The following is a 24,635-nucleotide window of genomic DNA, read 5'->3' on the forward strand; positions in this document are numbered from 1 at the left end:
GGGGTGAGCGACTTCGACGTGTTCCTCGCCGACTGCCCCGCCCGCACGACCCTGGAGGTGGTCGGCCACACCTGGTCGGTGGTGGTCGTCGTCGCCCTCGGCGACGGCCCGCTGCGCTACGGCGAACTGCTCGACCGGATCGGGGGCATCAGCAACAAGATGCTGACCCAGACCCTCGCCCGGCTGCGCCACAACGGCCTGCTGACCACCTCCGACGGCCACCACGCCCTCACCGGCCTGGGCCGCTCGCTGCTCACCCCCGTCCGCGCCCTGGCCGCGTGGGCCGAGGAGCACACCGGCGAACTCCTCGACGCCCGACAGCACGCCGCGCCGGAGCCCACGACGACGGCCACGACCGGGGCCTCGGCCACACCCTGACCGGACCCACCACCGGCACGGCCGCGACGGGGCTCGCCGGGCGAGCGGGTCGGGAACCGATCGGTTCCCCGCGGAGCACGACCATGGCGGACATGACCCGCATCTCCGTCGTCACCGGCGCGAACCAGGGCCTCGGCTTCGCCCTGGCCGCCGGGCTCGCCCACCGCGCCGACCCCACCGACGTCGTCTACCTCACCGGCCGGGACGGTGGGCGCGTCGCCGACGCCGCCGCGCGCGTCGACCACCCCTCCGTCCGCGCCCGCGCGCTCGACGTCGGTGACGGGCACGCGGTCGCCGCCTTCGCCGACGACCTGCGCGACCGCCACGGCGGCGTGGACGTGGTGTTCTCCAACGCCGCCGCGCGGCTGACCCCGGGCACGCCGTGGAACGACCAGATCGTCCCGTTCGTGGCCACCAACAACCTCGGCACCACCCGCGTGCTGCGCGCCCTCACCCCGCTGCTGCGTCCCGGCGGCGCGTTCCTCGTCGTCGCCAGCTCCTTCGGCACCCCCCACCACCTGCCCCCGCACCTGCACGGGCACTTCGACACCCGCGACCTGGACGGCGTCGACGCCGCCGTCCTCGCCTGGCGCGACGCCGTCCTCGACGGCACCGCCCCCGCCCTGGGCTGGCCCGACTGGATCAACATCCCGTCCAAGGTCGGCCAGGTCGCGGCCGTGCGGGCGGTGGCCGCGCGACGCCGCGACGCCGACACCGCGGCCGGCACGCTGATCGCCGCGGTGTGCCCGGGCCTGGTGGACACCGACGCCTCCCGGCCGTGGTTCGCCGACATGAGCGGCGCGGCCCCGCCGGCCCGGGCGGCCGGGCCGCTGCTCGACCTGGCGCTGGGCGCGCGCCGGGTCGAGCACTACGGCGAGCTGGTCCGGTCCGGCCGGGTGGTGCGCTGGTCGTGAGGCACGGCGGCGAGCAGGGTGCGCGTGTAGTCGTGCCGCGGCGACAGCAGCACCTGCTCCACCGTGCCCTGCTCGACCAGCTCGCCCCGGTACATCACCGCGACCCGGTCGGCGATCGTCCACGCCAGCCCCAGGTCGTGCGTGATCACCAGGGCGGCCAGGCCCAGCTCGCGGCGCAGCCTCAGCAGCAGCGCCAGGATCTCCCCGCGCACGGACGCGTCCAGCGACGCCACCGGCTCGTCGGCGACCAGCAGCCTCGGTCCCAGCGCCAGCGCGCCCGCGATCACCACCCGCTGCCGCTGCCCGCCGGACAGCTCGTGCGGCAGCGACGGGAAGAACAGCTCCGGCGGGCGCAGCTCGGCCTGCGACAACGCCTCGGCCACCCGCGCGGTCTCGTCGCCGGCGACCCGGTGCACCCGCAGCCCCTCGGCGACGGCCTCGTACACCGAGTGCCGGGGGTTCAGCGCGCTGGTCGGGTCCTGCAGCACCAGCTGCACCTGCCGCCGGTAGGCGCGCAGCCCGGACGCCGACCGGGGCAGTTCCGCGCCCTCGAACAGCACCCGCCCGGCGGTGGGCCGGCGCAGGCCCAGCAGCGTGCGGGCCAGCGTCGTCTTGCCCGAGCCGGACTGGCCGACCAGCGCGACGATCTCCCCGGCCCGCACCTCCAGGTCGACCCCGGCCACGGCCGTGGTGTCGCCGTAGTCGACCCGCACGCCCTCCGCGCGCAGCAGCGCCGGCCCGTCCGGCGGCGCCTCGGACGCGGTGACGTACCGCGACGCCGGGTCGCCGACGGTCGGGAACGCCGCCGCCAGCGCCTGCGTGTGCGGGTGTGTCGGCTCGGCGATCACCCGCCGCGCCGGTCCCTCCTCCACCACCTGACCGTGCCGCATCACGGCCAGCCGGTCGCACGTCGAGGCCAGCACCGACAGGTCGTGGCTGATCATCACCAGCCCGATGCCCCGCTCGGACACCAGCCGCTTGAGCACGTCGAGCACCTGCGCCTGCACCACCACGTCCAGCGCCGTGGTCGGCTCGTCGGCGATGACCAGGCGCGGCTCGCACGCCAGCGCCATCGCGATCATCACCCGCTGCTTCTGCCCGCCGGACAGCTCGTGCGGGTAGGCGCGGGCGGCGCGGGCGGGCAGCTCCACCTGCTCCAGCAGGTCCGACACCGACCCGGTGACGCCGTGCAGCCGCATCGGCTCGGCGATCTGCGCGCCCACCCGGTGCACCGGGTTCAGCGCGTGCATCGCGCCCTGGAACACCACCGACGCCGCCGCCCACCGCACGGCCCGCAGCCGGCCCCACGACATGGCCCGCACGTCCTCGCCGTCGAGGAGCACCTCGCCCTCGACGCGGGCGTCGCGGGGCAGCAGCCGCAGCACCGACATGGCCACGGTCGACTTGCCGCAGCCCGACTCGCCCGCCAGGCCGAGCGTCCGCCCGGCGTCCAGCGCCAGCGACACCGACCGCACGGCCGCGACCTCGCCGCGCGCGGTCCGGTAGTGCACGCTCAGGTCGCGCAACTCCAGCAGGCGGCTCACCGCTCCCCCTTCAACCGCGGGTTGAGCACCGTCTCCAGGGCGCGCCCGCACAGCGTGAACGCCAGCACCACGCACACCACGCCCAGCCCCGGCGGCACCAGGAACCACCACGCCCGCTGCGACACCGCGCCGTGCAGGTTGGCCGCGTGCAGCAGCGACCCCCACGACACCCGCGTCGGGTCGCCCAACCCCAGGAACGACAGGGTCGACTCCGCCACGATCGCGCTGGCCACGGTCAGCGTGGTGTTCACGAACACCAGCGGCAGCACGGCGGGCAGCACGTGCCGGCCGATGACGTGCCCGTGCCCGCCGCCCAGCGCCCGCGCCCGCTCGATGTAGGGGCGGGCCTCCACCGACAACGTCTGGGCCCGCACCAGCCGGGCCGTGGCGGGCCACGCCGTCACCCCGATCGCCAGCACGATCGTGCCCAGCCCGCGCGGCAGCACGGTGGACAGCGCGATCGCCAGCACCAGCGACGGCAGCACCAGGAAGAAGTCGGTGAACCGCATCAGCACCGCCGACACCCAGCCGCCGAAGTGCGCCGCCGCGATGCCCACCACGGTGCCGATCAGCACCGACAGGACCGTGGCCGCGAGCCCGACGACCAGCGAGACCCGGGTGCCCCACCACGTCAGCAGCAGCACCGAGCGCCCGTTGTGGTCGGTGCCCAGCCAGTGCCGCGCCGACGGCGGCTCCCACGGCCGGGCGGTCACCCGGGTCACGTCCAGCCCGGAGGCGTCGGTGACCAGCGGGGCGAGCACGGCCAGCAGCGCGATGACGGCCAGCCCGATCAGCCCGGCCAGGCCCGCCCGCCGCGCGGCGAACTCGCGCCACGTCGCCCGCGCCGCCGCCCGCCGCCGCTGCCACGCGATGGCGGTCACGACGCACGCACCCGCGGGTCCAGCACCCGGTACAGCAGGTCCGCGAACACGTTCATGGCGATCACCGCTCCCGCCAGCACCACGAACGTGCCCTGCAGCAGCGGCAGGTCCGGTCCGGTCAGCGCCTCGTAGGTCAACAGGCCCAGGCCGGGCCAGGAGAACACCGTCTCCACGGTGATCGCCCCCGACACCACCAGCCCCAGGTGCAGGAACACCAGGGTCACGGTCGGCAGCAGCGCGTTGGGCACGGCGTGGCGGCGGCGCACCAGGTCGTCGCGCAGGCCCTTGGCGCGTGCCGTGGTCAGGTAGTCGGCGTGCATCTCCTCCAGCAACGACGACCGCATCACCAGCAGGTACTGCGCGTAGACGACGGCGATCATGGTCAGGCACGGCAGCACCATGTGGTGGGCCACGTCCAGCGCCTGCGACAGGAAGTCCGGCGGCGTGTCGGGGTAGCGCATCCCGCCGGAGGGGAACAGGTCGCCCGTGGCCAGCGACAGCAGCATGCCCAGCCAGAACGTCGGCATGGCCCACTGCGCCAGCGCCAGTCCCGTGGAGACCCGGTCGGCCCGCGACCCGCGCCGCCACGCGCCCCGGATGCCCAGCCACAGGCCGATCACCACGGCCAGCACGGTCGAGGTGCCGGTCAGCAGCACGGTCGGCCACAGCCGTTCGCCGATCAGCTCCAGCACCGGCCTGCTGTAGACGTAGGACGTGCCGAAGTCGCCGCGCACGGCCGCGCCGAGGTAGTCGACGAACTGCTCGGTCAGCGGCTTGTCCACGCCCAGCCGCTCGCGCAGCGCGGCGAGCTGCTCGCCGGTCACCGGCCGGCCCCTGGTCATGGCCACGACCGGGTCGCCGGGGATGACGCGGAACAGCACGAACCCCAGCGCGACGACGAACAGCAGGCTGGCCAGCGCGCCGGCGACCTTGCCCGCCAGGTGCCGGATCACTCGCGGTCCTCGGCGCGGGCGCCGCGCCGCCTGCCGACCAGCCACACCGCGCCGACCAGCACGACGATCGCGCCGCCCACGACGCCCAGCACCAGGCCGGTGCCGGAGCCGGTGTCCCCGGACGCCGCGACGGGCGTGGCGCCGTAGTAGCCCCACATGCCGTTCTGGGCCATGATCACGCCGCCGGGGTCGGGCTGCACGGGGAACGAGGCGAACTTGTCGGAGCGGTAGGCCTCCAGCGCGTTGTCGTAGCCCAGGACGACGGCGGGGACCTGGTCGTAGAACCGCTGCTGCATCCGCAGGACCAGCTCGCGCCGCTTGGCGGGGTCGAACTCGGCGCGCTGCCGGGCGTAGAGGGCGTCGTACTCGGGGTCGCAGAAGAACGTGTCGGTGGTGCCGCCGGTGCCCTCGGCGTTGGGCCGCTGGCCGCAGGTGTGCAGCGAGAGGATGAAGTCGGGGTCGGGGTTGGTGCCCCAGCCGGAGAACACCAGGTCGAACGTGCCGGCGGTGCTGGACTCGTTGAGCTGGTTGTCCGACACGATCCGCACGTCGACCGCGATGCCCAGGTCGGCCAGCGACCGCTTGACGAACTCGCCGGCCTGCTCGTCGTAGGCGCGGCCGGAGTGCCCGAGCAGCCGCAGCCGCAGGGGCCCGCCCTCCGGTGAGACGCGGATGCCGTCCGCGCCGCGCGCGTACCCGGCCTTGTCCAGGTCGGCGTTGGCCGCGGCCGGGTCGTAGGGGTGCGCCGGTTCGGGCCGGTCGAGGTGGTAGTCGGCGAACACGGGCGGGATCGGTCCGGTGCCGCGCTGGGCGTAGCCGCCGTTGACCTTGGCGATGATCGCGTCGAGGTCCAGGGACTTGGCGATGGCGCGGCGCACGACGACGTCCTTCAGCGCCGGGTGGCCGTCGCCGATGGGCTGGCCGGTGCGGGTGGCCGCGCCGGAGTTGATCACGATCTCGTTGAAGCGGCGGCCCTGCGCCTGGTTGCGGGTGATGCCCGGCTTGTCCTTCAGCGAGTCGAACTGCGCCGGTCCCATCCGGTTGACCAGGTCGACCTCGCCCTTGGCCAGCGCCTGCACGGCGGCGTCGGTGGTCTTGTAGTAGGTGAACGCCAGCTCGTCGTACTTGGGCGCGCCGCGCCAGTAGTCCTTGTTGGCCTTGAACCGGATGAACTCGTTGGCCCGGTACTCGGTGAGGACGAACGGGCCGCTGCCCACGACGGGGGTCCGGTCGTTGCGGTAGTCGCCGATGTCGCCGACCCCGGACCACACGTGCTCGGGCACGATGGGCACGTCCAGCGCGAGCATGGTGGCCTGCGGCTGCTTGGTCTTGATCACCAGGGTGCGGTCGTCGGGCGCGGCGACGGACTCGAAGTCGGCGGTGAAGCTGCCGTTGGCGGTGGCGGCCTCCTCGTCGCGCATCATCAACTGGTAGGTGAAGGCGGCGTCCCTGGCGGTGATCGGCTGCCCGTCGGACCACTTCTTGCCCTCGGGCACGTGGAAGGTCCAGGTCAGGCGGTCCTCGGAGGACTCCCAGCGGTCGGCCAGCCCCTCGACCGGGTGCTGGTCCTTGACGTCGTAGGCGGTCAGGTAGTCGTACATCAGCCGACCGACCTCGGTCCCGGCCTGGAACACCGACAGGAACGGGTTGAGCGAATCCACCTGCTGGGTGATCGCCACCCGCAGGGTCACGGCCTGCTGCGCCTGCGCCCGTGCCTGCGCCGGTGCGGGCGAGGGCAACACCACCAACGCCCACGCCGCCGTGACCGCGCCGAGCTTTCGGATACCCACAGTGATCGCCTCCCGCCCGTGAGTGGAAGTCAAGAAATAACCACTCCGCTGTGGCGTGCGTCAAGAAACGACATGGCCTCGGTACGGTGAACCCATGCGGATCTTGATCTCGGCGGACATGGAGGGCGCGACGGGGGTCACCTGGACCGCCGACGTCGTGCCGCAGACCGAGCAGTGGCAGCGGTTCCGCCGGCTGTTCACCGGCGACGTCAACGCCTGCGTCGCCGGGCTGCACGCGGGCGGCGCGACCGACGTGCTGGTCAACGAGGCGCACTCGTCGCAGCGCAACCTCCTGCTGGAGGACCTCGACCCGCGGGCGCGGCTGCTCACCGGCCGGCACAAACCGCTGTCGATGATGCAGGGCATCGACTCCGGCGTGGACGGCGTGGTGTTCCTCGGCTACCACGCGGGCGCCGGCCAGGAGGGCGTGCTCGCCCACACCTACCTGGAGAACTCCGTCACCGGCGTGTGGCTCGACGGCGTCCCGGCCGGCGAGGGCAGGCTCAACGCCGCCCTGGCCGCCGAGCACGGCGTCCCCGTGCTCCTGGTCACCGGCGACGACAAGGCCTGCGACGACGCCCGCGACTACGCGCCCGACGCGGACCTGGTCGCCGTCAAGGAGTGCGTCAGCCGCTACGCCGCCATCTGCTCACCCCCTCGGGTGACGGCCGAGTGGATCACCGCCGCCGCCGAGACGGCCGCGGGCCGCGCCGGGAGGGTGCCGGGCGAGGTCGCGCCGCACCGCGTCGAGGTGGAGTTCGACGCCACCCACCTGGCCGCCGCGGCGGCCGTCGTACCCACGGTCGAGCGACTCGACGCGCGTCGGGTGGGGTTCGACTCTGCGTCCATGACGCTGGCGATGCAGGCTTTCAAGGTGGTCACGGCGATCGCGGCCGGAGCGGTGGAGGGAATCTATGGCTGAGGACGTGGTCGACCTGTGCGCCGCGCTGCTGCGCATCGACACCACCAACCGCGGCGGCGGCGACTCCGCCGGCGAGCGCGAGGCCGCCGAGTTCGTCGCCGGGCACCTGGAGGGCATCGGGGTGCCCGCGACCCTGCTGGAGTCCGCGCCCCGCCGCGGCAACGTGCTGGCCCGCGTCCCCGGCACCGAGCCGGACCTGCCCGCGCTGCTCGTGCACGCCCACCTGGACGTGGTGCCGGCCGACCCCGCCGAGTGGAGCGTGCCGCCGTTCGCCGGCGTCGAGCGCGACGGCTACCTGTGGGGCCGGGGCGCGGTCGACATGAAGGACATGGTCTCCATGGTGCTGACCGTGCTGGCCGACTGGTCCCGCGAGGGCCGCCGGCCGCGCCGCGACCTGGTCCTGGCGTTCGTCGCCGACGAGGAGGACCACGGCGCGCACGGCGCGCACTGGCTGGTCGACCACCACGCCGACTTCTTCGCCGGCTGCGCGGCCGCGATCGGCGAGTCCGGCGGCTACGGCCACCGCGTCGGCGAGCACCGCGTCTACCCCGTCGGCACCGCCGAACGCGGCACCTCCCACCTGCGGCTCACCGCCACCGGCCGGGCCGGGCACGGCTCGCGCCGCAACGACGACAACGCCGTGGTCAAGCTGCTCGGCGCCCTCGCCCGCGTCACCTCCCTGGAACACCCCGTGCGGCTCACCCCCGCCGTGCGGGCGTTCCTGGACCGCGTCGGCGCCGCGCTGGGCGTGCCGGTCGACCTGTCCGACGTCGACGGCACCATCGCCCGCCTCGGGCCCGCCGCCCGCCTGGTCGAGAACACCGTGCGCAACAGCGTCACCCCCACCGTGCTGCAAGCCGGGTACAAGGTGAACGTCATCCCCGGCAGCGCCTCCGCCGACCTGGACGTGCGCACGCTGCCCGGCGCCGTGGACGAGCTGATGGCCGCCATCGACGACGCGCTCGGCCCGGACGTGCGCCGCGAGTTCCTCGCCGACGAACCACCCGTGCAGGCGCCCGTCGACTCGCCGTGGTTCGACGCGATGGCCGCCGCCCTGCGCGCGGAGGACCCCGACGCCGTGGTCGTGCCCTACTGCATGGGCGGCGGCACGGACGCCAAGGCGTTCACCCGGCTGGGCATCGACTGCTACGGCTTCGCGCCGCTGTCCCTGCCACCCGGCTACGACTACCGCGCCATGCCCCACGGCGTGGACGAGCGCGTGCCGGTGGAGGGCCTGCGGTTCGGCGTCCGCGTCCTGGACCGGTTCCTGTCCTCGTGACCCCCGGGCCGCGTCGCTAGCCGAAGCGGATGTGCCGCGCCGACGTCCAGGCGCGGCGCACCGCCCGCGCAGCCTGCCGTCGGCAGCACCCGGTGCGACCCGAACCCGACCGGCTCCGGGTCGGCCACCCAACTGCCCGGCAGCCGCCGCCGCAACTCGTGCGCGACCTGCGTCTTGCCGCCCCCGAAGGGGCCGTTGATCCACAGCAGCACCCCACCGACCCCACGGGTGCGACCGCCGCCACCCGGCGGGTCCCGCCGGAGTGGACCACCGCGGGCCGGCAGGGCGATCACGGGACGAGCACGAGTTTGCCGCCGGGTCGGCGGGATCGGCTGAGCTCGGCCGCTTCCCGGACCCGGTCGAGCGGGTAGGTGCGGGCGACCGGTACGACCAGGATGCCTTCGCCGGCGAGCCGGGCGAACTCGTCCATCCTGTCGTAGCGGATCCCGGTGGTGATCCGGACGCCCAGTTCGGCCGCGGCGGCGAAGTCCGAGACCGTGAGGACGCGGTCGGGATCCCCGGTCAGCCCGACCAGGGTCGGCAGCGAGCCACCGGACGGGCTGGGCCGGTCGGCACGGTCGATCCGGCCCCCGGTGGGCGTCGTGTCCAGGGCCCGGTCGACGCGGCCCGCGGCCAGTGCGCCGACGCGGTCTGCCATGCCCTCGCCGTAGGCGGTCACCCGGGCGCCGACCTCCGCCAAGGCGGCGGCCCGGGTCGGCCCGGCGGTGGCGATCACCCGGATGCCCCGGTGCAGCGCGAAGCGCACCGCCGCCTCGCCCACGGTGGTACCCGCGCCGTGGACGAGCAACAGCTCACCCGGCTGGACACCGAGGTCGTCGAGCGCGCGCCACGCCGTTTCGGCCGCCATCGGCAGCGCGGCGGCCTGCTCGTCGGTGACGCCTTCGGGAATGCGCGCCCAGGCCGGCATCAGCGCGTACTCGGCGGCGCCGGCCGTCGGGCCGTCGAAGGTGGCCGGGCCGAACACGCGGTCGCCGACCCGGACGCCGTCGACGCCCTCGCCGAGCGCGTCGACGGTGCCCGCGACCTCGAGGCCGAGCCCGCGCGGCAGCGGCGGCAGGTGGTCGGCGAGGAGACCGTCGACGACGTGCCAGTCGGCCGGGGTCAGGCCGCACGCGCGCACGGCGATCCGGATCCGGCCGGGTCCCGGCTCCGGCAGGGGGACGTCGCGGAGCACGATCACGTCCGGGGAACCGAACCGGTCGAATTGCAGAGCCTTCACGGGCATCTCCCATTGATGACAGCATCTGTTGTCATGAACCATACCCGCCGACGACAGCTCCTGTTGTCGTACCCTCGTGGGCATGCCGCGATGGGAATCCGACGCACAGGGCCGGCTCGAGCGCGCGGCGCTCGAGCTGTTCGAGACCCAGGGGTTCGAGCGCACCTCGGTCGCGCAGATCGCCGACGCCGCCGGCCTGAAGGAGCGCTCCTTCTACCGCTACTTCCCCGACAAGCGGGAAGTCCTCTTCGCCGGCGACGAACTCAAGGCCCACCTCGTCGCCCGGGTCCAGGCGGCCGACCCCGACCTCCCCCCGATCGAGGCGCTGCTGACCGCGCTGGGAACCGCCGAGGAGGTCTTCCGCCCACGCGAGTTCCTGCTGCGCCGGGGAAGGGTGATCGCCGCCAACCCGGCACTGGCCGAACGCGACCTGATCAAGCTCGCCGACATCGCCGACGCGCTGGCACAGGCGCTCGAACGCCGCGGCGTCGAGCCCGGCAGAGCACGCTTCGTCATCGACGTGGTGCTGGCGATCCACCGGCGCGCCATGCCCCGCTGGCTGACCGAACCGGACACCACCCTCGCCCAGCTCATGGCCCAGGCCACCGCCGAGCTGCGCGAGGCCGTCACACCGCCGGCACCGGCAGCCCGCTGAGTCGACCGGTGCCCGGCGAGCGGCTCGGCGAGCGGCTCGGCGCGCCAACGCTGTTCGGCCACCAGCGGGAGCCGGCGGAGGCCGGGCCGACGGCGACCGGCCCACGACGCCGCGGCCGGCTCGTCATCGCCGCGACACCTACGGCCGCCGTGCCAGCCGGACCAGCTTCAACGCCAGGTGCAGCTCCAGCCGCGCGCCGCCGTCGGACAGGTCGCGGCCGGTCAGCTCGGCGATGCGGCCCAGCCGGTAGTACAGGCTCGTGCGGTGCAGGTGCAGCCGTTCCGCCGCGGCCCGCGCCTCGCACCCGCAGTCCAGGTACACCTCCAGCGTGCTCAGCAGCACGTCGGACAACCCGGCCAGCACCTCCTGCGGCGGCGCGCCCAGCAGCAGCCGGTACGCGCCCAGCTCCGCCCACCGCACCCGGTCCGGCAGCGCCGGGTCCAACCGCGCCAGCTCCGCCGCCGCCAACGCCTGCTGGTAGGCCGCGCCCGTCCGGTCGGGCGGGTGCGGGTCGCTCACCCCCACGTGCCCGGCCAGCTCCGGCAGCGCGTCACCGGCGGGCACGGTCCGCACCACCCGCGGCTCCAGCGCCACCACCACCCGCACCGGCGTGCGCTCACCCACCGGGACCTGCGCCGCCAACGCCGCCAACCGCCCGCCCAGGTCCCGCCGCGGCACGTCACCCAGCACCCACAGGTAGCCGACCAGCACCCCGTTGTGCCGCAACGGGAACGCGACCCGCTGCTGGAAACCCAGCGCCGCGTTCGGCGGGACCCGCACCGGACCCGTCGCCGTCGCCACGCCGTGCCGCTCCTGCCACGCGGCGACGTCCGCGGGCACCCGCCGGGTCAGGATCGCCCGCACCCGCGCCGGGTCCACGTCGTCGGTCTGGGCGCTGTGCGCGACCACCCGGCCCGCCACGTCGTCCACCGACACCCCGCGTCCCAGCAGACGGGACAGCTCGTCCAGCAGCTCCTGCATTCCGACAACTGTAGGAACAAGTCCAGTCCCCGGACGGTCGCCCCACCCGCCGCCGACGCCCTAGCGTGCGCACCGTGACCAACAGCAGGATCGCACCCTGGGCCTCGCCGCAGGCGCAACGCCGGCTCACCGAGGTCGAAGCCGCCGTCTCCGCCGACCTGACCGCCGCCGGTGTCGCCGGGACCGTCCGCAAGGCCCTCGAAGCGCACACCACCCAGGTCGACGACGACGGCATCGTGCTCTACGCGGGCACCAACGTGCTCAGCCCCACCGCCGCCGCGGCCCTGCGGGCGTCGGTGTCCAGCCGGCCCAGCATGGGCTGGCCCGGCGAGAAGTACCAGGTCGGCCTCGACCACCTCGACACCCTCGAAGTCCTCGCGCCGATGCTCGTCTCCTCGCTGATGGAGGGCAGCTACGCCGAGGTGCGGCTGCAGAGCGCCACCCTGGCCAACCTCGCCGTCTACACCGCGTTCGCCCGCGCCGGCGACAAGATCGCCGTGCTGCCCGAGTTCGCCGGCGGCCACGCCAGCCACCACGCCCAAGGCGTGCCCGCGATCCGCGGCCTCACCGTGGTCGACCTGCCCTACCTGCCCGACGAGCTGGACCTCGACTACGGCAGGCTGCCCGGCTTCCTGCGGGTGCACCGGCCGCGGATCGTGGTGATCGGCGCGAGCCTGATGCTGTTCCCCCACGACGTCGCCGCCGTGCGCGCCGTCGCCGACGAAATCGGCGCGATCCTCGTCTACGACGCCTCCCACGTGGCCGGGCTCGTGGCCGGCCGGGAGTTCCAGCGCCCGCTGCACGAGGGCGCGCACCTGATGACGTTCTCCACCTACAAGTCGTTCGGCGGACCGTCCGGCGGCTGCGTCGTCACCCGCGACCCCGAGCTGGCCGAACGCGTCTCCAACGTCGCCTACCCCGGCATGCTCGCCAACTACGACGCCGGCCGGCTGGGCGCGCTCGCCGTCACCGCCGCCGAACTCGCCGAACGCGGCCCCGACTACGCCCGCGCCTGCGTCGCCAACGCCCAGGCGCTCGGCGCGGCACTGGCCGACAACGGCTTCGACGTCGCCCGCCACGACGGCACCTTCACCCGCTCCCACCACCTCGCCGTCGACGCCCTCACCCTCGGCGGCGGCGACGCGGCGGCCGTGCTGCTGGGCGAGGCGGGCATCTACCTCAGCGGCATCGGCCTGCCCTGGCAGCGCATCGACGAAGGGCTGCGCGGCCTGCGCATCGGCACCCAGGAGATCACCCGGCGCGGCTTCACCCCCGCCCACCAGCCCGCCGTCGCCGCGCTGATGCGCCGCGCCCTGATCGACCGCGAACCGCCCGAGCGGGTCCGCGCCGACGCCGTCGCGCTGCGCCGCGAGGTCAACGCGACCCCCTGACGCCCACGCCCGCCACCGCGGCACACCCCACCCCGGTGGCGGGCGTCCGCCGACGGCTGTTCCCACCCGGGCGGGCCGGTCGACTAGCGTGATCAACGAGCCGCCGACCCGGTAAGGAACCGCGCCGTGACCACCGTTGCCCTCGAACCCACCCCGATCCACGTGCCCGACGAGGTCCTCGACGACCTGCGCGCCCGGCTCGCGGCGACCCGCCCGCCGCTGGACGAGGACAACGACGACTGGTCCTACGGCGTCCCGGCCGGCTACCTCGGCGAACTGGTCGCGTACTGGCGCGACACCTACGACTGGCGCCGGGCCGAGGCCGCCATCAACGCCTACGACCACCACCAGGTGACCGTCGACGGCGTCCCGGTGCACTTCCTGCGCAAGGCGGGCCGCGGCCCCCGCCCCATCCCGCTGATCCTCACCCACGGCTGGCCGTGGACGTTCTGGCACTGGTCGAAGGTGATCGACCCGCTCGCCGACCCGGCCGCGTTCGGCGGCGACCCGGCCGACGCGTTCGACGTCATCGTCCCGTCCCTGCCCGGCTTCGGCTTCCCCGGCCCGCTCACCGGCTTCCCGGACGTCAACTTCTGGAAGGTCTCCGACCTCTGGCACACCCTGATGACCGACACCCTCGGCCACGACAGGTACGCCGCCGCGGGCTGCGACATCGGCGGGATCGTCACCAGCCAGCTCGGCCACAAGTACGCCGACGCGCTGTACGGCATCCACATCGGCTCCGGGCTGCCGCTGGACTTCTTCAACGGCCCCCGCGCCTGGGACTTCGGCCGCAACCGGCCGCTGACCGACGACCAGCCCGCCGACGTCCGCGCCCGGATCGTGGAGATGGACCGCCGTTCGGCGTCCCACCTGGCCGTGCACGTGCTGGACGGGGCGACGCTGGCCCACGGGCTGAGCGACTCGCCCGCCGGACTGCTCGCCTGGCTGCTGGAGCGCTGGAACGCGTGGAGCGACAACGGCGGCGACGTCGAGTCGGTGTTCGGCAAGGACGACCTGCTCACCCACGCCACGATCTACTGGGTGAACAACTCCATCGCCACGTCGATGCGCTACTACGCCAACGCCAACCGCTACCCCTGGACGCCGTCCCACGACCGCACACCGGTCGTGGAAGCCCCGGTCGGCCTGACCTTCGTCACCTACGAGAACCCGCCGGGCATCCACACCGCCGACGACCGCGTCCGCGCGTTCAAGAACGGTCCCCAGGGCGCGTGGTTCAACCACGTCAACGTCACCGCGCACGAGCGCGGCGGCCACTTCATCCCCTGGGAGAACCCGGAAGCCTGGGTGACCGACCTGCGTCGGACCTTCCGCGACCGCCGCCCCTGACCCGGGTACTGCCTCGAGGACTGCTCAGCCGCTGTCGTGGCCGGGTACCCGCGGGGACGGCGTGATCACGCGCGTCCGGCCCGCAGGGCGTCCAGTTCGGCCTGCAGGCGGTCGGCGTGGGATTCGGCGCGTTCGGCCCGGATCAGGGTTTGGGCCCGTGCCTGTTCCACGGCGTCGAGGCGTTCGCGGGTGGCGCGTTCCACCCGGTCGAGCTGGGCGCGGTGGGTGTCGCGTTCGTCGGTCAGCTCGGCGCGGGCGCGGGCGAGTTCGGCGCGGGCGTCGCGGGCGGACTGCTCGGCGCGTTCGGCGGTGAGGCGGGCGGAGGTCGCGGCCTCGGCTTCGGCGCGGGCGGTGGCGAGGGCCTGGTCGACCGAGGTCTTCGCCTCGGCCAGGGCGTGGTCGAGGCGGGACTGCGCCTGGTCGACCCGGGCCTGGGCCTCGGCGCGGGCGCGTTCGACCTGGGCCTGCGCTTCCCGGCGGGCCTGGTCGACGTGTTCCCGGGCGTCCGCGCGGACCTGGTCGACCTCCCGCACGGCCTGCCTCCGGGCCTGTTCGGCGTGCGCGACCGCGTCGGCCTTCGCCTGCTCGACCCGGGCCTGGGCGTCGCGCCGGATCTCCTCCACCGCGGCCGCGGTCTCGACGCGGATGGCGGCGACCTCCTCCTCGGCCCGCTTCACGACAGCGTCGGCCTCGGCGCGGGCGGCGTCACGTTGCCGGTAGGCCGACTCGGCGTCGCGTTCGGCCTGTTCCGCGGCGCGCACCGCGTCCTCCGTGGTGGCCTCGGCGGCCTGGCGGGCCTGTTCGGCGTCACGCCGCCGCCGTTCCGCCGTCGCCACCGCCGCCTCCGCCTCGGCGACCCGCCGCGCGGCCGCGGCCTCGACCGCCTGCACCTGGCTCTCGGCCACGCTGGGGTCGGCGATCGCCGACAGCTCCGCCACGGCACCGGTCAGCGTGGTCGAGAGCTGCTCGGCCAGCACCCGGAACCGCTCCAGCAGTTCCTCGGCCCTGATCTTGCCCGCGGTGATGCCCTGCGGGCCTTTCGTCACGGTGACGACCTCGTGACCGGCCTCCTCCGCCTGCGCCAACCGCTGCCGCTCCCGCCAGGCCCGCCACCGGGTGTGCTCCGGCAGGTCGCAGTACTCGGCGGGCCGGCCGGGCCCGCTGCCGCGGAACACCGGACGCGTGCAGCCCGGGTAGTTGCAGGTCGTCCCGGAGGTCTCGGTCGTCGTCACGGTTAAATCGTAGCAGAGTTACGTCGTTTCAAACGTTATGTGACACAACGAAACGTAATGAACCGCAGAGTGGGTGACTTCCGATAAGTGAACCTTATCGGAAGTAAGAGCCGGAGCCGGATCGCCGCCTCCGGAGGTGTCGTGTGGCGGAACCGTCAGCGTTCGGCGTGCACCGCTTCGGCAACCGAGCGGAGCGTCGCGATCGGGTCGTCGCCGAGGGGGTAGACGCCGACGTGGTCCGCCCCGGCGTCCCGGTGGGCCAGCAGCCGCGTCGCGACGGTGGCCGGGTCGCCGTGGGCGACGAGCGCGTCGATGAGGCGGTCGCTGCCGGCGTGGGAGAGGTCGTCCTCGGTGAAGCCGAGCCGCCGGAGGTTGTTCGCGTAGTTGGTGACGCGCAGCGCGGTGCCGGGCGGTGCGGACCGGGCGACCGCGCGGGCCCGCTCGGTGTCGGGCTCGACGAGGGCGAAGTGCCCGGGCAGCAGCAGTGCGCCCGCACCGAGGATCGAGCGCGCCCGCCGGGTGTGCTCGGGGGTCACCATGCCCGGAATGGTCCCGGCGGTCCGGTCGCGGGCCAGGCGCAGCATCTTCGGCCCGAGCGCGGCCACCACGGTGCGGGCGGCCGGAACGCCCGCACGGGCGAGCCGGTCCAGGTAGGACACCAGCGTGGCGTGCGGCGAGGCGTACTCGGTGTGGACTTCGCGGTGCCCGATGCCGACGCCGAGCAGGAACCGGCCGGGGTGCCTGGCTTCGATGCGGTGGTAGGAGGCGGCGACGGTCTCCGCGTCGGCGGTCCAGGCGTTCACCACGCTCGTTCCGACGGCCAACCGGGTGGTCGCGTCGAGCAGCTCCTCCGCGAGGGCGAGGTCGGCCGGCGGCGAGGCGTCCAGCCAGAGCGTGCCGTAGCCGGCTCGTTCGAGTTCCGCCGCGGCTCGGGGGTTCGCTTCGTGCTCGCGCAGGTGGGCGCCGAGCAGGCCGAGATCGATGCTCATGCCCCGACTACAGCACCGCGGCCCGCGGCGAACCAGGACCAGGGCCGACGCGCAACGATAACCTGACGGCATCGTCGCGGGGAGGGCCGGTGGAACTACGGGCGTTGCGGTACTTCGCCACGGTCGCCGACGAGCTGCACTTCGGCCGGGCCGCCGACCGGTTGCACATCGCCCAGCCCGCGGTCAGCAGGCAGATCGCGCGACTGGAGCGCGAGCTGGGCGTCCGGCTGTTCGACCGCTCACCGCGTCGGGTCCGGCTCACCGCGGCCGGGCGACGGGTGCTCGACGCGGCGCGGGAGGCGCTCGCGGCCGCCGACCGGGTCCGCGTCGTGGCGCACGAGCAGGCGGGTGTCATGCGCATCGGGACGGGCACCGGGCAGTTCACCGCCCGCTTGGAACGGGGGATCGACGCGTTGCGGGAGCGGGCTCCGGCGTTCGACGTCGTGCTCGTCGACCTGCCGCTGCCCGCGCGCCTGAACGCCCTGCGGCAGGGCGAGATCGACCTGGCGCTGGCACGGGGGGTGCGTTCGGCACCCGGGGTGCGGGTGCTGCCGACGTGGACCGAGGCCCTGTTCGCCGTGGTGTCCGCGCGGCACCCCGCCGCCGGTGACGAGGTCGTCGGGGTGGCCGAACTGGCCACCGGCCCGTTCCTGACGTCCCAGGACCACGACCCTGCCGTGGTCGCCGCGCTGCGGGAAGCCGGGGTCCGGGTGCGGCCGGGCCACCGGGCGGGGACCGCGCAGGACACGATCGTCGAGGTCGGCTCCGACCCGCGCGCCTGGACGGTGCTGCCCGCCGACCAGGTGGCCGAGCTCCGGTCCACCCGGGTGCGCGCGCTCCCGCTCGTGCCGCGCACGACGATCACGGGCAGTGTCGCCGTCCCGGACGACCTCCCGCCCACCTGCGCAGCGGCCCACCGGGCGGCCTTCGGTGACTGATGCCGTGGGCCACCGGATCGTTCCCCGACGCTTCCCGGCGGTGGCGGAGTGGACCGGTGGGTCGCGGAGGGCGGACCGCTCCCCCACCATCAACGTATAGCGCACAGGGGGTCTTGCGGCAAGACCCCGCCCGTGCCGCAGAATCTCCGCCCTACGCCGGGGACCTGCGAAAACCCCGGCCGGCAGTGGGGGTTGCATGATCGACGTGATCGTGGTCGGCGCGGGGCCGACCGGGCTGATGCTGGCGGCGGAGCTGCGGCTGCACGACGTGCGCGTGCTCGTGCTGGAGCGGGACGCCGAGCCGACGAAGGTGGTCCGCGCGATGGGGTTGCACGCGCGCAGCATCGAGGTGATGGACCAGCGCGGCCTGCTGGACCGGTTCCTCGCGCTGGGCAGGCGGCACCCGCTCGACGGGTTCTTCGCGGGCATCACCAAGCCCGCGCCGCGGCGGTTGGACACCTCCCACCCGTTCGTGCTGGCCATCCCGCAGCCCGTGATCGAACGGCTGCTGGCCGAGCGCGCGGCCGAGCTGGGCGCGCAGGTGCGGCGCGGGTGCGAACTGGTCGGGGTGGACCAGGACGACGAGGGGGTGGCGGTCGAGCTGGCCGACGGCACGCGGCTGCGGTCGCGGTACCTGGTCGGGTGCGACGGCGGTCGCAGCACGGTGCGCAAGGCGGTGGGGATCGGTTTCCCCGGCGAGCCGTCCCGGGTCGAGACGCTGCTGGGCGAGGTGGAGATCGGCGTTTCCCGGGAGGAGGTGGACGCCGTGGTCGCGGAGGTGCGCAAGACGCAGAAGCGGTTCGGTCTGATCCCGCTCGGCGACGGCGCGTACCGGGTGGGCGTGCCCGCCGACGGCGTGGCGGAGGACCGCCGCAGCACGCCGACGTTGGAGGAGGTGAAGCGGCAGCTCGTGGCGACGGCGGGCACGGACTTCGGGGTGCACTCGCCGCGGTGGCTGTCCCGGTTCGGTGACGCGACGCGGTTGGCCGAGCGGTACCGGCGGGGGCGGGTGCTGCTGGCGGGCGACGCGGCGCACGTGCACCCGCCGACGGGTGGGCAGGGGCTCAACCTGGGCGTGCAGGACGCGTTCAACCTCGGGTGGAAGTTGGCGGCGGTGGTCGGCGGGTGGGCGCCGGAGGGGTTGCTGGACACCTACGAGGCCGAGCGACGGCCGGTGGCGGCCGCGGTGCTGGACAACACGCGCGCGCAGATGGAGCTGATCTCGACCGAGCCGGGTCCGCAGGCGGTGCGGCGGCTGGTGGCGCGGTTGATGGACTTCGAGGACGTGAAGCGGTACCTGGTCGAGGAGCTCACCGCGATCGGGGTCCGCTACGACTTCGGCGAGGGGCACGAGCTGCTGGGCAGGCGGTTGCGGGACGTGGCGCTGGGGCGGGGGCGGCTGTACGGGTTGACGCACGCCGGTCGCGGGTTGCTGCTGGACGGGACCGGTCGGTTGTCGGTGGCCGGGTGGGAGGACCGGGTGGACCACGTGGTGGACCGGGTCGTGGACGGCGGCGAGGGGTGGGGCGCGCCGGCGGTGCTGCTGCGGCCGGACGGTCACGTGGCGTGGGTCGGCGAGGAGCAGGGTGGGCTGGTGGGGCCGCTGGCGCGGTGGTTCGGCGAGCCCGTCGTCGGGAGTTCCGCGGCTGATCGGTTGGGGTAACCGGCGGAATCACCCGTGGGAGAGGATGGCGGCATGATCGTCCCGCTGGATCTGACCGATGACGAGACGGCGAAGGCCGTGCACCGGGTCGCGCAGCTGTCGTACGCGGTGGAGGCCGAGCTGATCGGCAGCACGGCGATACCGGGGTTGCACGAGTCGGTGGAGGACATCCGGACGCTGCCGTTGCGGTGGCTGGGTGGGTACGTCGACAACGAGCTGGTGGCCTTCGTGGGGTACACCAAGGTCGACGGCGTGCTGGACATCGACCGGTTGGGCGTGGCGCCGAGCCACTTCCGGTTGGGGTTCGCGCGGCGGCTGGTGGAGCAGGTGTTGGCCGAGGGCGGGCCGGCGATCGTGTCGACGGGAGCGGCGAACGCGCCGGCCATCGCGTTGTACGAGGGGCTGGGGTTCCGCGTGGTGGACACCGTGGTGGTGGAGGGCGGGCTGCGGATCGCGCAGTTCGGGCACCCCGGGTTGATCTAGGGCGGTCGTCGGGTCCCGCGGTGTCGTGGGCGGCGGGGTCGGCCGGGTGGTCGACCCCGCCGCCGGTCACGCGGGCCGGTCGCGGCGGACGGGTTGGCGCACGACGGTGCGGAGCTTGGCGGGGTCGGCCCTGCGGGGGTCGCCGAGGTAGACCTCGTGGTGCAGGCCGGTCTCGCGCAGGCCGTTGGCGGGCAGCCACTCCTGGTGCAGGCGGGCCAGGACGGGTCCTTCGTCGTCGTACGGGCCGAGGTGGAGGACCTGGGCGCTGAGCCCTTCGCACAGGACCTCGCGGCGGAGGTCGGGGAGGGCGGGCAGGTCCTTCTTGGCGGCGACGGAGTCCTTGGCGCGGGCGATGAGGTCGTCGGTGATCCAGTCCGGTTGGCTGATGAGCATCCGACAGTGCCAGGAGTCCTTGGCGCGGGTGGTGAAGACCTCGGGCCGGTCGGCCCACCACAGCCCTTCCAGCGGTGCGACGACGAGGTCGCGGCCGTCGCGCTTGCTCGCGAACTTGAGGGTGTAGGCGACGGCGTAGAGCGCTTCGACGGCGTTGGCGTAGGCGGTGCTGGTGTTGGGGTCGCCCTGGCCGTCGACGGCGAGGAACTGCTGCTCGGGGACGTCGACGAGGGCCCAGTCGGTGTTGCGGGGCGCGTAGAGCTGCTTGAGGTGGCGTTTGACGTCGTAGCGGTCGGTGGTCACGGCCGGTGGTCCTCCTGGTCGGGTGCGGTGGCGAGTTCGGCCCGGTAGGCGGCCAGCCAGCGCTGTTCGGCGTCGAGTTGGGACAGGGAGTGGTCGAGGATCGCGAGGGCGAAGCGGGGCGCGTGGGGTTGGGCGGCGCGGGTGGCGCGGAGTTCGGCGATCTTGGCGGTGACGGCGTCGGCGCGGTGGGCGAGGGCGGCGCGGAGCCGGTCGGGCGGGACGGCGGGTTGGTTGGCCAGGCCGACGAGCAGGCGCGGGAAGACGGGGTGGAGTTCGGCGATGGCGGCTTCGGTCGCCCGGGCGCACGCCTCGCGCCCGTCGTCGGTCGGCCGGTAGACCCGGCGGGCCTTGCCGCGGCCGGGCGGCGGTGTGCCGACCTCGGTGATCAGGCCGCGGTCGCGCAGCTTGGCCAGCAGGTAGTAGATGGAGCTGAAGCCGATCTCGGTCCACTCGCGCATGCCGCGGGCGGTGATGACCTCTTCGAGTTCGTAGCCGTGGCGGGGCTGTTCCACGAGCAGCCCGAGCAGGGTCAGTTCGGCGGGGGTGAGGTCGACGGCCACCGGTTTATCCTAGCACTAGGATAAACCGGTGGATCGTTGGCCGGGCCAACTAGACTGCGGCCGCATGGAGACCTCAGGGGCGCCCCACCGGCTGCGCGGCACGCCGAGCTGGCTGCTCGGCCAGGCCACGACCCACGCGCAGCGGCTGGTGTCGGAGGCGTTGGGCGCGGTCGGCGCGCGGCGCTACCACTACTCGCTGCTGGCGGCGCTGGAGGAGTTCGGTCCGGCCAGCCAGGCCGACCTGGGCAGGCGGGGCGGGTTGGACCGCAGCGACGTGGTGGCCACGGTGAACGAGCTGGCCGACAAGGGGTTCGTGCTGCGCCGCCCCGATCCCGGGGACCGGCGGCGCAACATCGTGACCGTCACCCCGGCGGGGGCGGCCCACCTGCGACTCCTGGACCGGGTGCTGGGGCATGCCCAGGAGTCGCTGCTGGAGCCGTTGTCGGCGGCCGAGCGCGAGGAGCTGGTGCGGGTGCTGAACGTGGTCCTGGAGCACCACGGATGAGCCGGTCGATGCGGGCGGTGGTGCTCAGCGGGCCCGGCCCGGTGGAGAACCTGGCCGTGGCCGAGCTGCCGGTGCCCGAGCCGCCGCCGGGGTGGGTGCGGGTGGCGGTGCGGGCGTTCGGGTTGAACCGGTCGGAGCTGCACACCCGGTTGGGGCTGGCCGAGGGGGTGACGTTCCCGCGCGTGCCGGGCATCGAGGCGGTCGGCGTGGTCGACAGCGACTGCGACCTGCCGCGCGGGCAGCAGGTGGCGGCGATGATGGGCGGCATGGGCCGGGTGTTCGACGGCGGGTACGCCGAGTACACCGTCGTGCCGCGGGAGATCCTGATCCCGTTCCGGTCGGAGCTGCCCTGGGAGGTGCTGGGCGCGGTGCCGGAGACGTTGCAGACCGCGTACGGCTCGCTGACCACGGGGCTGGACCTGCGGGCGGGGCAGTCGCTGCTGATCCGCGGCGGCACGTCGGCGCTCGGGTTCGCCACCGCGGCGCTGGCGAACGACCTCGGGGCGACGGTGCTGGCCACGACGCGCCGCCCCGACCGGCTCGACGTGCTGCGCGAGCACGGGGTGGCGCACCCGCTGCCCGACGACGGCGCGGTGGCGGGCCGGGTGCGCGAGCTGTTCCCCGACGGGGTGGACGCGGCGCTGGAGCTGGTCGGCACGCCGACGCTGCCGGACACGCTGGCCGCGACGAGGGTGCACGGCACGGTGTGCTTCGCCGGGATGCTGTCCAACGAGTGGGTCGTGAAGGACTTCTACCCCATCGGCTACCTGCCCAAGGGCGTGCGGCTGACGGCGTACGGCGGCGAGAGCTCGGACCTGCCCGCGGCGGTGCTGCAGCGGTTCCTCGACCGGTTGGCCGGCGGTGAGGTGGCGTTGGGTCCGACGGCGGTGTACCGGCTCGACGAGATCCGGCAGGCGCACGACGACCTGGAGCACGGCAGGCGGATCGGCAAGCTCGTCGGGCTGGTCTGAAGATTTTTTCGCGCCCGGTTTCCGGGCGTCGTGTCGATGTGGCGGCCGGCCGTTCGTGTAGGGGGTGCGAGGACACCGACACCTGGAGGAGCGCGGGATGACCCAGTACCTGCTCAGCGTGATCGAGCCGACCGGCGGGGACGAGCCGGGGCCGGAGGTCATGCGGGAGATCATGACGGACGTGCAGGCGGTGGACGCCGACATGCGCGAGAGGGGCGTGTGGGTGTTCGCCGGCGGGCTGCACACCCCGGACGCGGCGACCACGCTGCGCCACGGCGGGAACGGCGAGCTGGTCGTCACGGACGGCCCGTTCACCGAGACCAAGGAGCACATCGGCGGGTTCAGCATCATCGACGTGCCGGACCTGGACGTGGCGCTGGAGTGGGGTCGGCGGCTGGCGGCGGCGTGCCGGCTGCCGGTCGAGGTCCGGCCGTTCCGGGAAGTGCCCGGCTGACGTGTCGGAGGTCGAGCGGGTCTTCCGGGCGGAGTACGGCCGGTCGGTCGCGGTGCTGGTCCGCGTCTTCGGTGACCTCGACGTCGCCGAGGAGGCGGTCCAGGACGCGTTCGCCGAGGCCGTGCGGCGGTGGCCGGAGACCGGGGTGCCGCCGAGCCCGGCGGGCTGGATCATCACCACGGCCCGCAACCGGGCGATCGACCGGCTGCGCCGGGAGTCCACGCGGGACGACCGGCAGGCGCGGTCCGCGCTGCTGCACGCGCGTGACGAGCCCGAGGAGGTGGGTGCGGTGGGTGACGAGCGGCTGCGGTTGATCTTCACGTGCTGCCACCCGGCGTTGAACCCGGCGGCGCGGGTGGCGTTGACGTTGCGGCTGCTGGGCGGGTTGTCGACGGCGGAGATCGCGCGGGCGTTCCTGGTGCCGGAGGCGACGATGGCGCAGCGGCTGGTGCGGGCGAAGGCGAAGGTCCGGGACGCGCGCATCCCCTACCGGGTGCCCGGTCGGGAGGAGCTGCCGGAGCGGCTGCGGGCCGTGCTGGCGGTGGTGTACCTGGTGTTCAACGAGGGCTACTCGGCCAGTTCGGGTGGCGCGCTGGTGCGCGGGGACCTGTGCGCGGAGGCGGTGCGGCTGGGCCGGCTGGTGGTGGAGCTGCTGCCCGAGGAGCCGGAGGCGGTCGGGTTGGTGGCGCTGATGCTGCTGCTGGGCGCCCGCGCGCCGGCGCGGACCGGTCCGGACGGGGGCCTGGTGCGGTTGGCCGACCAGGACCGCTCGCGCTGGGACGCGGCGATGCTGGCCGAGGGGCGGGAGCTGGTGCGGTGGTGCCTGCGCCGGGGCCGGCCGGGCCCGTACCAGGTGCAGGCGGCGATCAACGCGGTGCACAGCGACCCGCCGCCCACCGACTGGGCGCAGGTCGTGCGGCTGTACGACCACCTGCTGGTGTTGACGCCGAGCCCGGTGGTGGCGTTGAACCGGGCCGTGGCGGTGGCCGAGGTCGACGGGCCGGGGCCGGCGCTGGCGCTGGTGGACGGGCTGGGCGGGTCGTTGGCGCGCTACCACCTGTTCCACGCCGTGCGCGCCGAGCTGCTGCGCCGCCTGGGGCGCGACGGGGAGGCGGAGGGGGCGTACCGGCGGGCGCTGGAGCTGGCGGGCAACGACGCCGAGCGGGACCTGCTGCTCGACGGGCTCGGCTCCGTCGCCGGTTCCGGTCCGCCGCCCGGTGCGGGGTGAGGTCGGGGGACGCGGCGCGGTGGCGGGTGATACTGGGCCCATGGGTAAGACCTACGAACGCATCGAAGGACGTCTGCGCCGGTTCATCGAGGACCAGCCGGTGTTCTTCACGGCGACCGCGCCGCTGGCCGCCGACGGTCACGTCAACCTGTCGCCGAAGGGCCGCCGCGGCACGTGGCGGGTGCTCGACGAGCGGCGGGTCGCGTACCTGGACTTCGGCGGCAGCCACGCGGAGACCATCGCCCACCTGCGTGAGAACGGCCGGATCACGCTGATGTGGTGCGCGTTCGACGGGCCGCCCAACATCGTGCGCGTGCACGGCACGGGCGAGCCGGTGTTCCGCGACGACCCGAGGTTCCCGGAGCTGGCGGCCGGGTTCGGCGACGCCGACGGGCCCGCGGTGCGGGCGGTCGTGGTGGTGACGGCGAAGCTGATCAGCGACACGTGCGGCTTCGCCGTGCCGTTCATGGACTACCGCGAGGAGCGGACGCTGCACGCGGAGTACTTCGGCCGCAAGTCCGACGACGAGTTCGGCGCCTACTGCGAGAGCAAGGAGTTCAACGCGGTGAGCATGGACGGCCTGCCCGCCCTGCCGCTCCCCCTGCCCCCGCGCTGACCCGGCCCGCCCGGGCGTG

25 protein-coding genes are annotated in these 24,635 nt (G+C 74.3%); 15 read left to right on the forward strand and 10 right to left on the reverse strand.

Going from position 1 to position 24,635, the window contains the following annotated elements; all coding sequences use genetic code 11:
* The first annotated feature begins 3 nt into the window (after positions 1-3).
* Complete coding sequence (locus ACIGNX_RS10605; RefSeq protein WP_396538512.1) at positions 4-378, forward strand: winged helix-turn-helix transcriptional regulator; 375 nt, start codon at positions 4-6, stop codon at positions 376-378.
* Positions 379-470: 92 nt separating this feature from the next.
* A complete protein-coding gene (locus tag ACIGNX_RS10610) occupies positions 471-1,292 on the forward strand; it encodes an SDR family NAD(P)-dependent oxidoreductase (protein WP_396538514.1) in 822 nt (273 codons plus the stop codon).
* On the opposite strand, the gene nikE is transcribed toward ACIGNX_RS10610, so the two are convergent.
* The 4 genes from nikE to ACIGNX_RS10630 are packed head-to-tail and all read right to left on the reverse strand — an operon-like array spanning position 1,247 to position 6,460.
* Positions 1,247-2,836, reverse strand: a complete 1,590-nt coding sequence (gene nikE, locus ACIGNX_RS10615; protein ID WP_396538516.1) for a nickel ABC transporter ATP-binding protein NikE — start codon at positions 2,834-2,836, stop codon at positions 1,247-1,249. The two genes, ACIGNX_RS10610 and nikE, sit on opposite strands and share 46 nt — an antisense overlap.
* Positions 2,833-3,717: an ABC transporter permease gene (locus ACIGNX_RS10620; RefSeq protein ID WP_396538518.1), complete on the reverse strand. Its 885-nt coding sequence runs from the start codon at positions 3,715-3,717 to the stop codon at positions 2,833-2,835. Before ACIGNX_RS10620 ends, nikE begins: the two co-directional genes overlap by 4 nt.
* Positions 3,714-4,715 (reverse strand): ABC transporter permease, encoded by a 1,002-nt coding sequence (locus ACIGNX_RS10625; RefSeq protein WP_396538520.1) that lies wholly within the window; start codon positions 4,713-4,715, stop codon positions 3,714-3,716. The genes ACIGNX_RS10620 and ACIGNX_RS10625 overlap by 4 nt, the downstream gene beginning before the upstream one ends.
* Positions 4,667-6,460, reverse strand: a complete 1,794-nt coding sequence (locus ACIGNX_RS10630; RefSeq protein WP_396538522.1) for an ABC transporter substrate-binding protein — start codon at positions 6,458-6,460, stop codon at positions 4,667-4,669. The genes ACIGNX_RS10625 and ACIGNX_RS10630 overlap by 49 nt, the downstream gene beginning before the upstream one ends.
* 94 nt (positions 6,461-6,554) lie before the next feature.
* Here ACIGNX_RS10630 and ACIGNX_RS10635 point away from each other — a divergent pair, with 94 nt between their 5' ends.
* Both ACIGNX_RS10635 and ACIGNX_RS10640 read left to right on the forward strand, forming a co-directional pair.
* Positions 6,555-7,382, forward strand: a complete 828-nt coding sequence (locus ACIGNX_RS10635; protein ID WP_396538524.1) for a M55 family metallopeptidase — start codon at positions 6,555-6,557, stop codon at positions 7,380-7,382.
* On the forward strand, positions 7,375-8,661 hold the full coding sequence (locus ACIGNX_RS10640; protein ID WP_396538525.1) for a M20/M25/M40 family metallo-hydrolase: 1,287 nt from the start codon (positions 7,375-7,377) through the stop codon (positions 8,659-8,661). The genes ACIGNX_RS10635 and ACIGNX_RS10640 overlap by 8 nt, the downstream gene beginning before the upstream one ends.
* A gap of 289 nt (positions 8,662-8,950) precedes the next feature.
* Here the strand turns inward: ACIGNX_RS10640 and ACIGNX_RS10645 are convergent, their stop codons facing one another.
* Entirely contained in the window at positions 8,951-9,985 is a 1,035-nt protein-coding gene (locus tag ACIGNX_RS10645; RefSeq protein ID WP_396538527.1) for an NADP-dependent oxidoreductase, read from the reverse strand.
* On the opposite strand from ACIGNX_RS10645, the gene ACIGNX_RS10650 reads away from it, so the two are divergent.
* Positions 9,984-10,556 carry a TetR/AcrR family transcriptional regulator gene (locus ACIGNX_RS10650; protein ID WP_396538529.1) on the forward strand — a complete coding sequence of 191 codons (573 nt, stop codon included), beginning with the start codon at positions 9,984-9,986 and terminating at the stop codon, positions 10,554-10,556. The genes ACIGNX_RS10645 and ACIGNX_RS10650 overlap by 2 nt on opposite strands.
* 138 nt (positions 10,557-10,694) lie before the next feature.
* On the opposite strand, the gene ACIGNX_RS10655 is transcribed toward ACIGNX_RS10650, so the two are convergent.
* Complete coding sequence (locus ACIGNX_RS10655; RefSeq protein ID WP_396538531.1) at positions 10,695-11,537, reverse strand: PucR family transcriptional regulator; 843 nt, start codon at positions 11,535-11,537, stop codon at positions 10,695-10,697.
* A gap of 74 nt (positions 11,538-11,611) precedes the next feature.
* On the opposite strand from ACIGNX_RS10655, the gene glyA reads away from it, so the two are divergent.
* The gene (gene glyA, locus ACIGNX_RS10660; protein ID WP_396538533.1) at positions 11,612-12,928 is read left to right on the forward strand and encodes a serine hydroxymethyltransferase; all 1,317 of its coding nucleotides are present in this window, start codon (positions 11,612-11,614) and stop codon (positions 12,926-12,928) included.
* A gap of 126 nt (positions 12,929-13,054) precedes the next feature.
* Positions 13,055-14,281, forward strand: a complete 1,227-nt coding sequence (locus tag ACIGNX_RS10665; RefSeq protein WP_396538535.1) for an epoxide hydrolase family protein — start codon at positions 13,055-13,057, stop codon at positions 14,279-14,281.
* A gap of 65 nt (positions 14,282-14,346) precedes the next feature.
* Here the strand turns inward: ACIGNX_RS10665 and ACIGNX_RS10670 are convergent, their stop codons facing one another.
* Positions 14,347-15,513 carry a hypothetical protein gene (locus ACIGNX_RS10670; protein ID WP_396538537.1) on the reverse strand — a complete coding sequence of 389 codons (1,167 nt, stop codon included), beginning with the start codon at positions 15,511-15,513 and terminating at the stop codon, positions 14,347-14,349.
* 155 nt (positions 15,514-15,668) lie between these two features.
* Positions 15,669-16,502: a TIGR03620 family F420-dependent LLM class oxidoreductase gene (locus ACIGNX_RS10675; RefSeq protein ID WP_396538539.1), complete on the reverse strand. Its 834-nt coding sequence runs from the start codon at positions 16,500-16,502 to the stop codon at positions 15,669-15,671.
* An 89-nt stretch (positions 16,503-16,591) separates the two neighbouring features.
* Between ACIGNX_RS10675 and ACIGNX_RS10680 the strand changes: the two genes are divergently transcribed.
* From ACIGNX_RS10680 to ACIGNX_RS10690, 3 genes are all read left to right on the forward strand, one after another.
* The gene (locus tag ACIGNX_RS10680; protein WP_396538541.1) at positions 16,592-17,440 is read left to right on the forward strand and encodes a LysR family transcriptional regulator; all 849 of its coding nucleotides are present in this window, start codon (positions 16,592-16,594) and stop codon (positions 17,438-17,440) included.
* A 196-nt stretch (positions 17,441-17,636) separates the two neighbouring features.
* Positions 17,637-19,103, forward strand: coding sequence for a rifampin monooxygenase (gene rox, locus ACIGNX_RS10685; protein ID WP_396538543.1), 1,467 nt, complete (start codon positions 17,637-17,639; stop codon positions 19,101-19,103).
* 33 nt (positions 19,104-19,136) lie between these two features.
* Positions 19,137-19,586 carry a GNAT family N-acetyltransferase gene (locus ACIGNX_RS10690; RefSeq protein WP_396538545.1) on the forward strand — a complete coding sequence of 150 codons (450 nt, stop codon included), beginning with the start codon at positions 19,137-19,139 and terminating at the stop codon, positions 19,584-19,586.
* A gap of 66 nt (positions 19,587-19,652) precedes the next feature.
* Here the strand turns inward: ACIGNX_RS10690 and ACIGNX_RS10695 are convergent, their stop codons facing one another.
* Both ACIGNX_RS10695 and ACIGNX_RS10700 read right to left on the reverse strand, forming a co-directional pair.
* Positions 19,653-20,282 (reverse strand): GyrI-like domain-containing protein, encoded by a 630-nt coding sequence (locus ACIGNX_RS10695; RefSeq protein WP_396538547.1) that lies wholly within the window; start codon positions 20,280-20,282, stop codon positions 19,653-19,655.
* Positions 20,279-20,842 carry a PadR family transcriptional regulator gene (locus ACIGNX_RS10700; protein ID WP_396538549.1) on the reverse strand — a complete coding sequence of 188 codons (564 nt, stop codon included), beginning with the start codon at positions 20,840-20,842 and terminating at the stop codon, positions 20,279-20,281. The genes ACIGNX_RS10695 and ACIGNX_RS10700 overlap by 4 nt, the downstream gene beginning before the upstream one ends.
* A 64-nt stretch (positions 20,843-20,906) precedes the next feature.
* Between ACIGNX_RS10700 and ACIGNX_RS10705 the strand changes: the two genes are divergently transcribed.
* From ACIGNX_RS10705 to ACIGNX_RS10725, 5 genes are all read left to right on the forward strand, one after another.
* A complete protein-coding gene (locus ACIGNX_RS10705) occupies positions 20,907-21,347 on the forward strand; it encodes a MarR family winged helix-turn-helix transcriptional regulator (RefSeq protein ID WP_396538551.1) in 441 nt (146 codons plus the stop codon).
* 8 nt (positions 21,348-21,355) lie between these two features.
* Positions 21,356-22,318 (forward strand): zinc-binding dehydrogenase, encoded by a 963-nt coding sequence (locus ACIGNX_RS10710; protein ID WP_396539185.1) that lies wholly within the window; start codon positions 21,356-21,358, stop codon positions 22,316-22,318.
* 97 nt (positions 22,319-22,415) lie between these two features.
* Positions 22,416-22,772, forward strand: coding sequence for a YciI family protein (locus ACIGNX_RS10715; protein WP_396538553.1), 357 nt, complete (start codon positions 22,416-22,418; stop codon positions 22,770-22,772).
* Between the two features lies 1 nt (position 22,773).
* On the forward strand, positions 22,774-24,000 hold the full coding sequence (locus ACIGNX_RS10720) for an RNA polymerase sigma factor (RefSeq protein ID WP_396538555.1): 1,227 nt from the start codon (positions 22,774-22,776) through the stop codon (positions 23,998-24,000).
* Between the two features lie 40 nt (positions 24,001-24,040).
* Positions 24,041-24,616, forward strand: coding sequence for a pyridoxamine 5'-phosphate oxidase family protein (locus ACIGNX_RS10725; protein ID WP_396538557.1), 576 nt, complete (start codon positions 24,041-24,043; stop codon positions 24,614-24,616).
* Positions 24,617-24,635 lie beyond the last annotated feature (19 nt).

The organism is Actinosynnema sp. NPDC053489 (assembly GCF_044544865.1).
Lineage (GTDB): Bacteria > Actinomycetota > Actinomycetes > Mycobacteriales > Pseudonocardiaceae > Actinosynnema.

What these genes read in the sequence shown, in the direction of transcription:
- ACIGNX_RS10710 (WP_396539185.1), top strand. Translation starts at nt 21,356, where the DNA reads ATGCGGGCGGTGGTGCTCAGCGGGCCCGGCCCGGTGGAGAACCTGGCC.
- ACIGNX_RS10655 (WP_396538531.1), bottom strand. Translation starts at nt 11,537, where the DNA reads ATGCAGGAGCTGCTGGACGAGCTGTCCCGTCTGCTGGGACGCGGGGTG.
- ACIGNX_RS10635 (WP_396538524.1), top strand. Translation starts at nt 6,555, where the DNA reads ATGCGGATCTTGATCTCGGCGGACATGGAGGGCGCGACGGGGGTCACC.
- rox (WP_396538543.1), top strand. Translation starts at nt 17,637, where the DNA reads ATGATCGACGTGATCGTGGTCGGCGCGGGGCCGACCGGGCTGATGCTG.
- ACIGNX_RS10640 (WP_396538525.1), top strand. Translation starts at nt 7,375, where the DNA reads ATGGCTGAGGACGTGGTCGACCTGTGCGCCGCGCTGCTGCGCATCGAC.
- ACIGNX_RS10690 (WP_396538545.1), top strand. Translation starts at nt 19,137, where the DNA reads ATGATCGTCCCGCTGGATCTGACCGATGACGAGACGGCGAAGGCCGTG.
- ACIGNX_RS10725 (WP_396538557.1), top strand. Translation starts at nt 24,041, where the DNA reads ATGGGTAAGACCTACGAACGCATCGAAGGACGTCTGCGCCGGTTCATC.
- ACIGNX_RS10715 (WP_396538553.1), top strand. Translation starts at nt 22,416, where the DNA reads ATGACCCAGTACCTGCTCAGCGTGATCGAGCCGACCGGCGGGGACGAG.
- ACIGNX_RS10650 (WP_396538529.1), top strand. Translation starts at nt 9,984, where the DNA reads ATGCCGCGATGGGAATCCGACGCACAGGGCCGGCTCGAGCGCGCGGCG.
- ACIGNX_RS10610 (WP_396538514.1), top strand. Translation starts at nt 471, where the DNA reads ATGACCCGCATCTCCGTCGTCACCGGCGCGAACCAGGGCCTCGGCTTC.
- ACIGNX_RS10675 (WP_396538539.1), bottom strand. Translation starts at nt 16,502, where the DNA reads ATGAGCATCGATCTCGGCCTGCTCGGCGCCCACCTGCGCGAGCACGAA.
- ACIGNX_RS10705 (WP_396538551.1), top strand. Translation starts at nt 20,907, where the DNA reads ATGGAGACCTCAGGGGCGCCCCACCGGCTGCGCGGCACGCCGAGCTGG.
- ACIGNX_RS10645 (WP_396538527.1), bottom strand. Translation starts at nt 9,985, where the DNA reads ATGCCCACGAGGGTACGACAACAGGAGCTGTCGTCGGCGGGTATGGTT.